The organism is Streptomyces sp. NPDC052721 (assembly GCF_040678315.1).
Classification (GTDB): Bacteria; Actinomycetota; Actinomycetes; order Streptomycetales; family Streptomycetaceae; genus Streptomyces.
Map to the genome: position 1 here is coordinate 16483 of NZ_JBFATL010000012.1, position 14669 is coordinate 31151.

Annotated in this window: 12 protein-coding genes and 1 pseudogene; 7 read left to right on the plus strand and 6 right to left on the minus strand. The window is 74.0% G+C overall.

Annotated features, from left to right (window positions below):
* Window positions 1-30: 30 nt before the first annotated feature.
* Both AB0L21_RS14195 and AB0L21_RS14200 read left to right on the plus strand, forming a co-directional pair.
* A complete protein-coding gene (locus AB0L21_RS14195; RefSeq protein ID WP_365784166.1) occupies window positions 31-468 on the plus strand; it encodes a MarR family transcriptional regulator in 438 nt (145 codons plus the stop codon).
* 422 nt (window positions 469-890) lie between these two features.
* The gene (locus tag AB0L21_RS14200; protein WP_365784167.1) at window positions 891-1475 is read left to right on the plus strand and encodes an isochorismatase family protein; all 585 of its coding nucleotides are present in this window, start codon (window positions 891-893) and stop codon (window positions 1473-1475) included.
* A gap of 56 nt (window positions 1476-1531) precedes the next feature.
* Here AB0L21_RS14200 and AB0L21_RS14205 read toward each other — a convergent pair.
* The 5 genes and pseudogenes from AB0L21_RS14205 to AB0L21_RS14225 all read right to left on the minus strand — a co-directional run bounded on the left by AB0L21_RS14205 (window position 1532) and on the right by AB0L21_RS14225 (window position 5663).
* A pseudogene (locus AB0L21_RS14205) lies at window positions 1532-2002 on the minus strand (hypothetical protein).
* Between the two features lie 51 nt (window positions 2003-2053).
* Window positions 2054-2239 (minus strand): hypothetical protein, encoded by a 186-nt coding sequence (locus AB0L21_RS14210; RefSeq protein WP_365710090.1) that lies wholly within the window; start codon window positions 2237-2239, stop codon window positions 2054-2056.
* A gap of 126 nt (window positions 2240-2365) precedes the next feature.
* Window positions 2366-2734: a DUF6479 family protein gene (locus tag AB0L21_RS14215; protein ID WP_365784169.1), complete on the minus strand. Its 369-nt coding sequence runs from the start codon at window positions 2732-2734 to the stop codon at window positions 2366-2368.
* A 127-nt stretch (window positions 2735-2861) separates the two neighbouring features.
* Window positions 2862-3134 (minus strand): hypothetical protein, encoded by a 273-nt coding sequence (locus AB0L21_RS14220; protein WP_365710093.1) that lies wholly within the window; start codon window positions 3132-3134, stop codon window positions 2862-2864.
* Between the two features lie 81 nt (window positions 3135-3215).
* Window positions 3216-5663, minus strand: a complete 2448-nt coding sequence (locus tag AB0L21_RS14225; RefSeq protein ID WP_365784171.1) for a SpoIIE family protein phosphatase — start codon at window positions 5661-5663, stop codon at window positions 3216-3218.
* A gap of 818 nt (window positions 5664-6481) precedes the next feature.
* On the opposite strand from AB0L21_RS14225, the gene AB0L21_RS14230 reads away from it, so the two are divergent.
* Window positions 6482-8620, plus strand: a complete 2139-nt coding sequence (locus AB0L21_RS14230) for a SpoIIE family protein phosphatase (protein ID WP_365710831.1) — start codon at window positions 6482-6484, stop codon at window positions 8618-8620.
* Window positions 8621-8735: 115 nt separating this feature from the next.
* Here AB0L21_RS14230 and AB0L21_RS14235 read toward each other — a convergent pair whose 3' ends face one another.
* Window positions 8736-10166, minus strand: coding sequence for a S1 family peptidase (locus AB0L21_RS14235; RefSeq protein WP_365784173.1), 1431 nt, complete (start codon window positions 10164-10166; stop codon window positions 8736-8738).
* Window positions 10167-10370: 204 nt separating this feature from the next.
* Between AB0L21_RS14235 and AB0L21_RS14240 the strand changes: the two genes are divergently transcribed.
* From AB0L21_RS14240 to AB0L21_RS14255, 4 genes are all read left to right on the plus strand, one after another.
* Window positions 10371-10784: a PaaI family thioesterase gene (locus AB0L21_RS14240; protein ID WP_365710827.1), complete on the plus strand. Its 414-nt coding sequence runs from the start codon at window positions 10371-10373 to the stop codon at window positions 10782-10784.
* Between the two features lie 527 nt (window positions 10785-11311).
* Window positions 11312-11530 (plus strand): type A2 lantipeptide, encoded by a 219-nt coding sequence (locus AB0L21_RS14245; protein ID WP_365710825.1) that lies wholly within the window; start codon window positions 11312-11314, stop codon window positions 11528-11530.
* 101 nt (window positions 11531-11631) lie between these two features.
* Entirely contained in the window at window positions 11632-12438 is an 807-nt protein-coding gene (locus AB0L21_RS14250) for an HlyD family efflux transporter periplasmic adaptor subunit (RefSeq protein WP_365784174.1), read from the plus strand.
* An 8-nt stretch (window positions 12439-12446) separates the two neighbouring features.
* Window positions 12447-14669: an NHLP family bacteriocin export ABC transporter peptidase/permease/ATPase subunit gene (locus AB0L21_RS14255; RefSeq protein WP_365784175.1), complete on the plus strand. Its 2223-nt coding sequence runs from the start codon at window positions 12447-12449 to the stop codon at window positions 14667-14669.

The window sequence follows — 14669 nt, forward strand, 5'->3', positions numbered from 1 at the left end:
AGTCTGTGCTGTCGGTCCTAGTCTGGCGGCATGGCTGACATCTCCGACTCCGCCGCCCGCGCCGCGCGCGATCTGCGCGTGGTGTTCAGCAGGCTGCGGCGCCGCATCCGCGAGGTGGCGCAGGACGCCGACCTCAGCCCCTCGCAGGAGTCGGCACTCACCCTGGTCGGCAAGCACGGCGCGGCCACGGCCAGCGCGCTCGCCGCCGCGGAGGGGGTGCGCCCGCAGTCCATGGCCACCACGCTGGCCGCCCTGGAGCAGCACGGGCTGATCCGCCGCGCCCCCGACCCCGACGACGGCCGCCGCCAGCTGGTCACGCTCACCGACGGCGGCCGGGCCCGTATCGAGGGGAACAGGCAGGTGCGCGAGGAGTGGCTGGCCCGCGCCTTCCAGGACCGCTACACCGAGGAGGAGCGGCAGACCGTCCTCGCGGCGCTGGAGCTGATGGAACGACTGTCCCGGCCGTGACACCGAGGCTCACCGAGCACGCCCGGACCGCCCTCCCCCGCCGGATTCGGCCGCCGGCTCATCCCGCCGATGGTCCTGACCGGCGACCGCAGCCCGGTCTGGCTGCTGCCCGGGGTCGGTGTGCTGCTCGGCGTCCCGCAGGGGCTGACCGGCCTCGCCACCCGGAACGCGCTGTCCCGGCAGGCCGAGCCGGAGCGGATCGCCTCCGCGGCCGGACTGCCGCGGACCTTCACCTACCTCGGCGCGCCGGGCGCCTCCGCCGCCACCGCGGCGTTGCACCCGCACCGCGCCGACACGGCCGGGCCGCACAGCCTGGCCCTGTTCACGGTCGCCTGCTCCGCACTGCTGCCGGCGACGACCCTGCCCGGCCGGTCCCTCGGCCGGCTGACCCCACGAGACACCCGAAAGGCCAGACCGACCCCATGTCGCTCACCACGCTCGACCCCCGTACCGCCCTCGTCGCGATCGACCTCCAGAACGGCATCGTGGCCATGCCCACCCAGCCGTACCCGGGCGCCGAGGTCGTCTCCCGCACGGCCGCGCTCGCCGACGCGTTCCGCTCCCACGGGCTGCCCGTGGTCCTGGTCCGGGTCTCCTTCGCGCCGGACGGGGCGGACGCCGTCCCCGGCCGCACCGAGCGCCAGCCGCGCGGGCTCTCCTTCCCGGAAGGCTGGGACGTCGTCGTCGACGACCTGTCCGGACACCCCGGCGACATCCGTGTCACCAAGCACAACTGGAGCGCCTTCCACGGCACCGGCCTGGACGTCCAGCTGCGCCGCCGCGGCATCACGCAGATCGTGCTGACCGGCATCGCCACCAGCATCGGCGTCGAATCCACCGCCCGCGACGCCTACGCGCACGGCTACCACGTCACCCTCGCCACCGACGCCATGGCCGACGCCGACGGAGAGGCGCACGCGAACAGCGTCGAACGCGTCTTCCCGCGGCTCGGTGAGACCGGCACGGCGGCCGAGATCCTGGAACTGCTCACCAGGACCCACGCCTGACCGCCGGCCGGACGCCGAGGCGGGACCGCGGGTGAGGGCCGCGACGGGCTGCCGGGTCAGCGGGCGGTGTGCCGTTCGAGCGGCTCCCACCAGGACCGGTGGGCGCGGTACAGGCGACCGTCTCGGCGAGGCCGGTGGTGAAGTCGCGGCGCGGCCGGTAGCCGAGTTGGTCGCGGGCCTTGCTCCAGTCGAGCGAGTAGCGCAGGTCGTGGCCCTTGCGGTCGGGGACGTGGACCACGTGCTCCCAGCCCGGGCCGCACGCCTCCAGCAGCAGGCCGGTCAGCTCCTCGTTGGTGCGCGACCTGGTCGGCGTCCGCCGTCAGTTTGCCGACCAGCCCGACGTCGCAGATGTCCCCGTGCACGAAGTCCAGCCTGGGGTGGCCGAGGGGGAGGTCGGTGAGCGTGCCGGCGTAGGTGAGCCTGTCCAGCACGGTGACGTGGGGTGCGTCCGGCGCGTCGTCGGCCAGGAGCCCGCGGACGTAGGGGGAGCCGATGAAGCCGGCGGCGGCGGGTGCGAGCAGGTTCATGACCGGGAGTATGACCGCGCGGCGTGACGGCGTCCGGCCGCGCCCGGGCGTTCAGTCCTCGCCGCGCACGATGTTGTCCTCAAGGTCCGGGCCCTGCCGCTGCACGGAGGTGCGGTCCAGGACGGCGGGTACGCAGGTGCGTACTCCCCGGTTCCGCCGACGGTGGGCCTGCGCCCAGCCCGTCTCCGCGTGGGGTATGGCCGGTTTCTCGCTGGCATGCGCGGTCACGTCGTTCATCTTCCTTCTGTGTCCCGCTCGCCGCGGGCGCCGTTCGCCGGGCCCGCCCGGGCCCGGGGTGTGATGTGTGCCTGACCGGGTCCCCGGGCCGGGCGGCCCGCAAACGCGGCCGTGCCCCGCACCGGGTCAGGTACGACCGCCGCCGCCACCGCCGAAGGACCCGCTGGACCCCGGCGACCAGCGGGGGCGGCGCTGGTCGTCGGCGCGCTTGGTGCCGGCGTTGCCGAGCTCGTGGGGGGTCAGGCGCTCGCTCTCGTCGGTCGCCCTGGGCACCTCGTCGGGCTCGCGGACCTCATGGGTCTCGTGGACCGGCCCCGACGGCGGCATCTTCGGCTGTTCGTCGGGCCGCGGCGGCGCCGGTTCCCGCTCGCGCACCTTGAAGCCCAGCCGGAAGGCCCAGATCAGACCCGCGACGCAGGCCACTCCGGCGATCAGGATCAGGGCGTAGCCGAAGACCTGGGCGCCCGTGGCCGCTTCGTACATGGCAGTGTTCATGACCGCCGGGTACCCGGCGCGGCGCCACGGATGCGCGGCCCCCTACAAACCGGCAGGCCGGCGGCCCGGCGGCTCTGTCCGGCCGAGCCGGGCCCGGCCGTGGGTCATGGCCGGGCCCGGCCGTGGGTCAGTCCGCCTCCTGCGCCGCCGCGCGTTCCACCTCCGCCTCGACCTCGGCCCGTGGCCGGCCGGTCTGCCGGGCGTACTCGCTCACCGCCGTCTGCACATCGCGGGCGAGGTCCCGCCAGGCGCGCAGGGCGGTCTCGTAGGTGCCCGACTGGGCGCCGGTCATCCGCCGCTCGGCCGGCGGGCCGTAGGCGTCCCGCAGTTCCTGCACCTGGGCGTGGGCGGCGGCGGCCGCGCGCTGCTTCGCGACCAGTTCTTCGAAGGTGTGCGACACGCCAACCGACCCTAGGCAGGTCAGGGGCGCGGGCCCGCGACGACCTGCCGGGGGCGCCGCCACCCGTACCCGAGTGGCGGGTCAGCGGTCGGGTACGAGGTCCGCCCAGACCTGTTTGCCGCCGCTGACCGGGACCGTGCCCCAGGCCGCCGACACCGCCTCCACCAGCAGGATGCCCCGGCCGCCGGTGGCCTCCCAGCCGATGCTGGTGGGCTTGACGGGGCTGCGCGGGGAGGAGTCGGCGACGGCGAGCCGCAGCCGGTGGTTGATCAGGCTGAGGTCGAGCCGGACCTGGCCGCCGGTGTGCACCAGCGCGTTGGTGACGAGTTCGGAGACGACCAGCAGAGCCACGTCGATCGTGTCCCGTGACAGGCCCCAGGCGCGCAGGGTGCGCCGGGTGAAGCGGCGGGCGTGCCGGGCCGCCTCCGGCACCCGCCACACCGTCCAGCTCTCCCGCAGCGGCTTCACGGCCAGGCCGTCGTAGCGCATCAGCAGCAGCGCCACGTCGTCGCCGCGGTGGGCTCCGGTGAGCAGGGCGTCGGCGACCAGGCCGAGGTGGGCGGGGTCGGCGGCGGCCAGTTCGCGGGCCAGGCGGTCCATGCCGTCGTCGAGGTCGGTCTCCGGGGACTCCACGAGACCGTCGGTGGTCAGCGCGATCACGGTACCGGGCTGGAGCCGGAGCGGGGTCATCGGGAACTCGGCCTGGGCGAGGACGCCGAGCGGTGGGCCTCCCTCCGCCCGCACGATCTCGGCGGTGCCGTCCGGGTGACGCAGCACCGGTTGCACATGCCCGGCGCGTACGCACCAGGCGGTGCCCTGCTCCACGTCGACGTCGACGTAGGCGCAGGTGGCGAAGAGGTCGGTCTCCATGTCCAGCAGCAGCCGGTTCGCGTGCGCGACGACCACGTCCGGGGTGTGGCCCTCGGCGGCGTAGGCGCGCAGCGCCGTGCGCATCTGGCCCATCAGGGTGGCGGCGCCCGCGTTGTGGCCCTGGACGTCGCCGATGACCAGGGCGACGTGGTTGTCGGCCAGCGGGATCACGTCGTACCAGTCGCCGCCGACCTCCAGACCGGCCGTGGTGGGCAGGTACCGGGCGACGGCGACCGCGCCGGGCAGCCTGGGCAGCCGGCGGGGCAGCAGGGTGCGCTGGAGCATGCCGACGAGTTCGTGCTCGGCGTCGAAGGCGTGGGCGCGCAGCAGGGCCTGGCCGGTCAGGCCCGCGCAGGCGGTCAGCAGGGCGCGTTCGTCGGGGGCGAAGTCGTGCGGGCGGTCCCAGCCGACCAGGCAGGCCCCGGCCATACGGCTGCCTGCGGGCAGCGGCAGCACGGCGAGGCCGCCCGGGCCGACCTCGGCGAGAGCGGGCTCCAGCGCCGAGCCGGCGGGCCAGATCCTGGCGCGGCCCTGGCGCAGCGCCGCGGCCAGGGTGGGCATGGCGCGCACCGGCGCGTCGGGCCATTCGGTGCGCCACTCGCTGCGCCACACCTCGGGCCAGGCCTCGGGCTCGGGCGGGTCGAGGACGGTGACGACCAGCCGGTCGTTCTCCAGTTCGGCCAGGGCGATCCGGTCCGCCCGCAGCGGCTTGCGCAGGGCGGCCACGACGGCCTGGCCGACGTCCTTGACCGTGCCGGCGGTGGCGAGGGCGGCGGCCAGGCGCTGCACACGGGCGACGTCGGTCACGTCGGAACGCAGGGTGGAGGCATCGGCGACGGTGCCGACGAGCCGGGCGGAGCGGCCCTTGCCGCCGGGCAGCAGCCGGCCGCGCAGCCGCAGCCACTTGGGCGGGCCGGCGGGCTGCAGGATGCGGAACTCCAGCTCGCGGTCGCCGATGGACATGTGGTCGGCCTCGACCACCGACATCAGCGCGGGCAGATCCTCGGGCACCGCGCGGCCGAGCAGGGTCTCCACCCGGCCGTCGAAGCTCTCCCGGTCGATCCCGAACAGCCGCAGGGTCGCCTCGCCGACCTCGATCCGGCCGGTGTCCATGGCCAGGCTGAAGGCGTCCTCGAGCAGCTCGCCGGTGTCACCCGTACCGGCCGGGGCCGGTACGGCGACGGCGCGGGCGATCAGCTCCAGGCTGGTCCGGTCGTCGGTGCCGAAGCCGCCCGGGTGCTCGCCCACGGCCAGCAGACAGCCGCCGCCCGCCGGGCCGAGCGGCAGGACACCCACGGAGAAGTCCGGGGACGGGGTACGGCGGGAGTCCGGGCCCGCGGCCAGTTCTGCCGGGCCGAGCCAGCGCGGGCGCCCGGTGCGGTGCGCCTCGGCGACCGGGGAGGCGCCGGCGGCCGGGTAGCAGTCCCGGAGGCCGTACAGCGTGCGGGGCAGACCGGCCGACTCGGCGAGACAGAGCTGCGTGGCATCGGCGCCGGGCGTGTACACCCCGGCGAAGGACGCACCGGCGAACACGAGCGCCTGTTCGAGGACCCGGCGGAGCCGGTCGGGGGTGGCCGGTGACGCCATCAGCGACGCGAGGGCGGCTTCGGCACGCTCCGGCGCCGTTCTCGTCCCGCTGATCGCAGCGCCCTCACTCACCACGTCGCCATTACAGCGCGTATGAGCCGCCTGCGCAGCCCCTGTGAAGCGCCCTGAACGGACGCGGCCCGTATGCCCTGGCCGAGGGTGGCCGTCGACGGGGGTCGGCGGTGAGCGGGAACGCGGGCGCGACGGACGCCGCGACGCGCGGGCCGGCCTGCCGTCGGCCCTGAGGGAGGCGGCGCCGGCTGCGGCGGACGGCCGGTGCGCGCTGCCGCCGAGGCGTTCGGTCCCGGGTGAACCGCACGCGCAGCGCGTCGTGGTGCTCCAGCAGCGCGTCCAGGGCGCAGCCCAGCGCCCCGCGTCCGCCGTGGGCCGGTGCGCCGCCCCGTTGTGCGATCCGATGGCCGGACCACCCCTGATCAGGGGCGATGATCCGGCTGGCACGCCCCTGATCAGGGGCGATGATCCGGCCGGCACAGACTCCGGACGCGCCGCCGGGGAGGGCGACGACACGCGCGGCGCGCCGCACCGGCCCACCGCCGACACGCCCCGCGGTCACGCGTGCGCCCGCCCCGCACGCGACCGCTTCAGCGCCGCGCAGGGCCGGGCCGGTGCGCGCGGATCCGGCCGGCCCTGCGCGGCGGGTGCGCACACGAGAAGTCCGTGCACCACCTGTGCTTCTCCCCCACCGCCGGGCGCCGCCCGCCCGCCCCTTCTCCGTCGGCGCATGGAGACGGCCGGGCGGGGTATTCGGAGCCATCCGGCACACGCGGGCGCGAAAGGAGCCTCGCGAGCGTTCGCCGTGCGCGGGGCGCCGCCGCGAGGGAGTCTTGTGGCCGGGATGCGACGCGCGGCCGTACGAGGAGGTGGTCGGCGTGTCCGACGGGCCGGAGCCGGGACGGGCACGTCCGGGCGGCGCGGCGCCGGCCGGACAGCCGGTGCTGTCGCTCGCGCTGGCCTCCCTGCTGGAGGAGGTGCAGGCGCACTCCGGCGCGGTCTATCTGCTCAGGCCCGACGAGCCGGTCCTGGAGATGGTGGTGATGGCGGGCATGCCCCGGGCCTTCGCGGCGCCGTGGGAGCGGGTCGGGCTGAGCGCGCCCATCCCGGTCGCGGACGCGGCGCGGGACGGACGGCTCGTGTGGGTGGGCGGCGAGGCGGAGATGGCCCGCCGCTATCCCAGGATCTCCGTGGTGCTGCCGTACCCGTTCGCGCTGGCCGCCGCGCCCGTGGCGACGGAGCACACGGTGTACGGCGCGGTGTTCGTGACCTGGCCGGCCACGCATCCGCCGGAGCTGTCGGACCGGGAGCGGGAGCATCTGACGGCGGCCTGCGCACGGCTGGCGCTGCGGCTGGAGCGGGCCGCGCGGGAGGACCGCCCGCTCGGACACGAGCCGGACGTGCTTGCCGCGCCGATGTCGTTCGTGGCGGAGACGCTGGGCTCGGTCGAGGCGGCGCGGATGGTGTCCCGGCTGCCGTACGGGCTGATGTCTCTGGATCTGTACGGCCGGATCGGCTTCGTGAACGCGGCCGCCGCCGAGCTGCTCGGCCGGCCCGCAGGGGAGTTGCTGGGCACGGTGCCCTGGGTGTCGGTGCCCTGGCTGAACGACCCGATGTACGAGGACCGTTACCGGGCGGCGCTGATGAGCCAGCAGGTGACGTCGTTCGTGGCGCTGCGCCCGCCGGGCGAGTGGCTGTCGTTCCGGATGTATCCGAGCACGACCGGGCTGAGCGTGCGCGTCACCCGGGCCAGGGCGGTGGCGGAGATGGCGGGCGGGACGCCGCAGGCGGGTCCGGGTCCGTCCCGGCTCGTGACGATCTCCCAGCTGCTGAGCCTGGCGGGGGCCCTGACCGAGGCGGTCGGGGTGCGGGACGTGGTGCAGCTGGTGTGGCACGAGGTGGTGCCGGCCGTCGGCAGCCAGGCGCTGGCGCTGCTGCGGGCGCAGGGCGGGCGGCTGCACGTGCTGGGGCACCGGGGCTATCCGGACCCGCTCATCGTGGAGCGGTTCAACGGGCTGCCGCTGTCCGAGCGGACCCCGGGCACGCACGTCCTGAACAGCGGGGTGCCCGCCTTCTTCGACTCCCGGGAGCAGCTGGAGCGGCTGTATCCGAGCCGGCACCGCGCCCCGGACGGCTTCGCGGCCTGGGCGTACCTGCCGCTGATCGCGTCCGGGCGGCCGGTCGGCACCTGTGTACTGGCCTACCTGGAGCCGCACGTCTTCCCCGCCGACGAGCGGGCGGTGCTGACCTCGCTCGGCGGGCTGATCGCGCAGGCCCTGGAGCGGGCCCTGCTCTACGACGCCAAGCACCGTCTCGCGCACGGCCTGCAACAGGCGCTGCTGCCGCACTCGTTGACGCCCCCGCCCGGCATCGAGGCGGCGGCCCGCTATCTGCCCGCCACCCAGGGCATGGAGATCGGCGGCGACTTCTACGACCTGGTGCCGACCCGGCCGCTGGCGGCGGCGGTGATCGGGGACGTCCAGGGGCACAACGTCACCGCGGCCGGCCTGATGGGTCAGATCCGCACCGGGGTCCGCGCGTACACCACGGTGGGGCAGGCGCCGCACGAGGTGATGAGCAGTACCAACCGGCTGCTGATCGACCTCGGTGCCGAACTGTTCGCCAGTTGTCTGTATCTGCGGCTGGATCCGGCGCGCGGGCGGGCCGTCATGGCCCGGGCGGGTCATCCGCCGCCGCTGCTGCGCCGGCCGGACGGGCGGGTGCGGGTGCTGGACCTGGCCGGAGGCCCGCTCCTGGGGATCGATGCCTCGGCCAGGTATCCGACGACCGAGGTGTCCCTGACCCCCGGCTCGGTGCTCGTCCTGTACACCGACGGCCTGGTGGAGTCCCCGGGCATCGACATCGAGGACGCGCTGGTCGACCTCGGCGGGCTGCTCGCGGAGGTCGGCGACCAGCCGCTGGAGAGCCTGGCGGACGAGGTGGTCCGGCACAGTGCGGGAGCCCGGGGACGCGTGGACGACGTGGCGGTGCTCCTGCTGCGGGCGTGCGACGCCTGATGGGCGTGCGGCGGGTCCGGCCCTCCCGCCGGAGGGCCGGACCACTCCCCGCCGGCCGGAACCGAGGGGGAGCCCTGTGGGGAGTGCCGGCCGGCTCAGTGCCCGCCGGTCCCGGTCAGTGGGAGCCGGTGAGGGACGACGACCCGTCGCCCGCCGCGCCGGAGCCGGACGGATCGGCGCTGCCCCCGATCTGGTCACCGCCGGCACCGGCCTGGTCACCCGCACCGGCCTGATCGCCCGCACCCGCCTGGTCACCGGCACCGGCCTGGTCACCAGCACCCGCCTCGTCACCGGCACCGGCCTGATCTCCCGCACCCGCCTGATCGCCCGCGCCCGCCTCGTCACCGGCACCGGCCTCGTCACCGGCACCCGCACCGGCCTGGTCGCCCGCGCCGTTGCCACCGCCGCCGCCGAGCGTCGCGCCCGTGGCCTGGAGGGCGGTGGTGACCGGCTGGAAGAAGGTCTCGCCGCCGCTGGTGCAGTCGCCGCTGCCGCCGGAGGTGAGGCCGAGGGCGCTGCCGTCCTGGGTGAACAGGGAGCCGCCGCTGTCGCCCGGTTCGGCGCAGACGTTGGTCTGGATGAGGCCGGTGACGGTGTCGACGCCGTTCGGGTCGGTCTCACTCTGGAAGTTGACGGTGGCGTCGAGGCCGGTGACCTGGCCGTCGTGCAGTCCGGTGGTGGAGCCCATCCGGAACACGGTCTCGCCGACGGTGGCCTCGGCGGCCTGGTTGATCTGGACGGTCTGGCCGTTGCCGGCGTTGACCTCACTGGGCGCCTGGGTGTTCGGGTCGTTGTACTTGACGAGGGAGAAGTCGCCCTCGCCGGGGAAGGTGGCCTGGTCGACGGTGGCGATGGGCTGGCCGGTCTCGGAGTCGGACCACTCCTTGGCGGCGACCCCGCAGTGACCGGCCGTCAGGAAGGCGGGGCTGCCGTCGGAGGCGGTGACGTTGAAGCCGAGGGAGCAGCGGACGCTGCCGCCCTGCACCTGGGAGAAGATGGCGTCGCCGCCGGAGACGAAGGTCTTGAAGGTGCCGGAGGACTTCTTCAGGGTCGCCGTGCCGGACCCGAGACTACGCACGGTCGACTGCAGTCTGTTCCAGTTGGCGCCGGTCACGGTGGAGTCGGCGGTGACCAGGACCTTGTTGGTGCGCGGGTCGACGGCCCAGGAGGTGCCGGGGATGGTCGCCCTGGCCTTCAGCGTCTGTGCGGCGGCCTTGAGTTCGGCGGTGCTGTTGTCGACCTGGCGGACCACCGCGCCGGCCTTCTTCGCCTGCACGATGACGTTGTTGTCGCCGCTGACCACGTTGACGACCAGCTGCTGCTTGCCGCTGTCGTAGTAGGACCCGGCGAAGGCGTCGCCGAGGATCTTCTGGAGCCGGCCGGCGAGGTCCGAGGCGTCCGTGGCCTTCAGGGTCTTCACGTCCGCCGTGCCGCCCGCGGTCGTGTCGCCCTGGTCCTGGGAGGCGTTGGCGTTGGGCAGCAGGAGGGCCGCCGCCCCGAGCGCCGCGACACCGCCCACCGCTATCGCGGCCTTGCGCTTGGGCATTCGCTTGTGACTCAAACTTCTCGACCTCCACGGGGTCTGCCGCTCACGGGCAGTGCGTATCGGGTTCGTACCGGGGCGCCTGGATGGCCGTACGTACGCACCGGCCGCGCGGTGTGTTCAATTCCGGTTGCGCACGGCGGTAGCGGCGCGGGGAATCGGCCATGCTCCGCGTGTCGCGGCGGGCGGCCGGGAACAATCCCCCATATGACGATGACCACCGCCGAAGCCGACAAGATCCTCTCCGCCAGCTTCGCCCCCTGGGTGCTCGACCTGGGCTTGACCGTCGAAGCGGTGGGCGAGGACCGGGCCGTGCTGCGTCTGCCCTGGTCCGACCGGCTGGCCCGGGAGGGCGGCGGGCTGTCGGGGCAGGCGCTGATGGCGGCGGCCGACACGGCGGTGGTGATCGCGGTCTCGGCCGCCCGGGGCGGGTTCGTGCCGATGACGACGGTGCAGCAGTCGACCTCGTTCCAGCGGGCGGTGGCCGGCGCGGATGTCCTGATCGAAGCGGTGCTCACGAAGCTGGGCCGCCGGATGGCGTTCGCGGACGTCACGTTGAGCGACGCCGCCTCGGGTGCGCTCGCGGCCCGGGCGAGCACGGTCTACGCGATTCTCGACTGACGGAAGGCCGGCTGACGGAATGTCGGCTGACGCGATGTCGGCTGACGGAATGTCGGCTGGGGCGATTCCGTACGGACACGATCAGCGATCAGTCGGTGACGCTCAGCCGTGAACACGAAGCGGAATCCCCCCTTCAGGGAATCTGCACATCGAATACCCAGGCACGTCACGGCCGCCCGGAGATCTGCACATCCGCGCGCCCCCCGACACGTCTTTGGCGAGGAGTGCCGGATTCGCGATCCCAGGGGCAAGGCACCCGGCGCGACGATGCCGCGCGGCGTGTGAAGGAGTCGCCGACATGCCGTGCGCAGACCTGCACGGTTGACCCCCTTCGCACGCCAAGTGCCCAGGTGAGGGCCCTGGTTGATTGGAAGCGCGCCCCGCGTGCGTGCTTTGATCCATCGCACCGCGGGGTCCGGCGGGCCTCCGGAGACGGGTGCCCGGCGCCCGCGGCTGCGGCCGTCCGTCTGTCCCCAGAGGGGGCCGCTCCCCCCTTGTGAAATATCCATATGAAGGGAAGTTCCACCATGAACTCCACCCCCCAGGTTGAGACCGTCGAGATCTCGGACGCCGAGCTGGACAACGTCTCCGGTGGTCTGTCCTCGAACACCCTCAACAGCACCCTGGGCACCGTGAACGCGGTTGCCCCGGGCGTGACCGGCCTGGTCAACACCGTCGTCGGCACCGTCGAGGGCGTCTCCGGCCTGCACACCGCCCCGATCAACGGCCTGGTCGCCGGTCTCTGATCGCACCTCGGTGTGACCGACGTCCCGGAGCCGTCCCTAGGCTCCGGGACTCATCGGTGCCCTGAAACACCCGTGTCTCTCCCCCAGGTGAGGGAAGTTCCGTGCAGTTCCGCCAACAGGCCCTCGCCAAGCTCCAGTCACCGGAGGAGCTGGACCTCCCGGTGCGTCTCGCGCGCCCGCAGGGCTGGCTCGCGCTCGGCGTCACCGTCGTCGTCATGGCCGCCGCCTCCGTCTGGGCGGTAACCGGCTCGGTCGCCTCCACGGTGAGCGCGCCCGCCATCCTCACCCACGGGCAGGGCAGTTATCTGCTGCAGAGCCCGGTGGCCGGACAGGTGACGGCCGTCCTCGCCCGGCAGGGCGACCGGCTGCCCGCGAACGCGCCCGTGGTCAAGGTCCGTACCGACGAGGGTGAAACCGTGGTCCGGACGGTGGCCGCCGGACGCGTCACCACGCTCGCCGCCACCATCGGCCAGATCGTCCGGACCGGCACCGACGTCGCCGCGGTCGAGAAGGTCGCCCACGCCTCCGACCCGCTGTACGCGACCGTGTACGTGCCGGCCGAGAACGCCGCCGCCATCCCGGCGCACGCCTCGGTCGACCTGACCGTGTCCTCCGTACCCACGCAGCGGTACGGCGTGCTGCGCGGCGAGGTGAAGTCGGTGGACCGTACCGCGCAGTCCGCCCAGTCCATCTCCGCGTTCCTCGGCGACAGCCAGCTCGGCGAGCAGTTCACCCGCAAGGGCCGCCCGGTGGCCGTCCTGGTGGAACTCGCCACGTCCTCGTCGACCAAGAGCGGTTACCGCTGGTCCACCACCGACGGACCGCCGTTCCGGCTCGACTCCATGACGCTCGCCACCGGCTCCGTCCGGCTCGCCGACCAGCATCCCGTCGATTGGCTGCTGCCGTGACCCCCCACATGGGAAAGTCCCAGGACACCCGAGGCCGCAGACGCGCGGCCCCCGCCAAGCGGCCGGTCCCCAAGTCCCGTACCGGCACGGTCCGTACGCCCACCGTGCTGCAGATGGAGGCCGTCGAGTGCGGCGCCGCCTCCCTCGCCATGGTCCTCGGCCACTACGGCCGGCACGTCCCGCTGGAGGAGCTGCGCATCGCCTGCGGTGTCTCCCGCGACGGCTCCCGCGCCTCCAACCTGCTCAAAGCGGCCCGTAGTTACGGCCTGACGGCCAAGGGCATGCAGATGGACCTGGCCGCCCTCGCCGAGGTGCGGGCACCGGCCATCCTCTTCTGGGAGTTCAACCACTACGTCGTCTACGACGGCATGGGCCGCCGCTTCGGCCGGCGCGGGGTGTACGTCAACGACCCCGCCAAGGGCCGCCGTTTCGTGCCCACGGAGGAGTTCGACGGCAGTTTCACCGGTGTGGTGCTGGTGCTGGAGCCCGATGAGGGCTTCACCAGGGGCGGGCGCAAGCCCGGTGTGCTCGGCGCGATGCCGGCCCGGCTGCGCGGCACCGCGGGCACCCTGCCCGCCGCCGTCCTGGCCAGTCTGCTGCTGGTGGCGGTCGGCGCGGCCGTACCCGCGCTCAGCCGCACGTACATCGACATGTTCCTCATCGGCGGCCAGACCTCGCTGCTGGGCGTGCTGTTCGCCTCGATGGCCGCCTGCGTGCTGCTCACGCTGGTGCTGACCTGGCTGCAGCAGGCCAACCTGCTGCACGGCCGGATCATCTCCTCCACCCTCTCCAGCGCCCGCTTCCTGCGCCATCTGCTGCGGCTGCCGGTGACGTTCTTCGCCCAGCGCTCCCCCGCCGACCTGGTGCAGCGCCTGCAGTCCAACGACCAGGTCGCCGAGACCCTGGCCCGCGACCTCGCGGCGGCCGGCGTCGACGCGATCGTGGTCGTCCTGTACGCGGTCCTGCTCTACACCTACGACCCGCAGCTGACCTTCGTCGGCATCGCCGTGGCCCTGCTGAACGTGGTGGCCATGCGGCTCGTCGTACGGCTGCGCGCGACGCGCACCGCGAAGCTGCGCGCGGACACCGCGCGGCTGACCAACACGTCGTACACCGGCCTTCAGCTGATCGAGACGCTGAAGGCGACAGGCGGCGAGGACGGCTACTTCCGCAAGTGGGCCGGGCAGCACGCCACCACCCTGGAGGAGCAGCAGCGGCTCGGCGTGCCGAGCGCCTGGCTCGGTGTGGTCGCGCCGACGCTCGCCACCTTCAACAGCGCGCTCATCCTGTGGATCGGCGGGATGCGCGCGGTGGAGGGGCACATCTCGGTCGGTCTGCTGGTCGCGTTCCAGGCGCTGGTCACCCGCTTCACCGCGCCGCTGACCCGGCTCAACGGCGTGGCGGGCCGCATCCAGGACTTCGCCGCCGACGTGGCCCGGCTGAAGGACGTGGAGAACTTCCAGGCCGACCCGCTCTACGCCCGCCCCGGCGGCGGTGACTCGACCCGGCGGCTGCACGGGCACGTCGAGCTGGAGAACATCACCTTCGGCTACAGCCCGCTGGACCAGCCGCTGCTGACCGGCTTCGACCTGACCGTCGGCCCCGGGCAGCAGGTGGCGCTGGTGGGCGGCTCGGGCAGCGGCAAGTCCACGGTCTCCCGGCTGATCTCGGGCCTGTACACGCCGTGGGACGGGGTGATCCGCATCGACGGCCGCCGGCTGGAGGACATTCCGCGCGGCGCGCTCGCCGCCTCCGTCTCCTTCGTCGACCAGGACGTCTTCCTCTTCGAGGGCTCGGTCCGCGACAACGTGGCCCTGTGGGACCCGTCGATCCCCGACGAGGCCGTGGTGGAGGCGCTGAAGGACGCGGCGCTGTACGACGTGGTGATGCGCCGGCCCGGCGGCATCCACAGCAAGGTCGAGCAGGACGGCCGCAACTTCTCCGGCGGGCAGCGCCAGCGCCTGGAGATCGCGCGGGCGCTGGTGCGCCGGCCGAGCATCCTCGTGCTGGACGAGGTGACCAGCGCGCTGGACGCGGAGACCGAGCTGGTCGTGATGGACAACCTGCGGCGGCGCGGCTGCGCCTGCGTGGTGATCGCGCACCGGCTGAGCACGGTCCGCGACAGCGACGAGATCGTCGTCCTCCAGCACGGCACGGTCGTGGAGCGCGGGCGGCACGAGGAGCTGGTGGCGCGCGGCGGCGCGTACGCGGCACTGGTCAGGGAGCGGTGA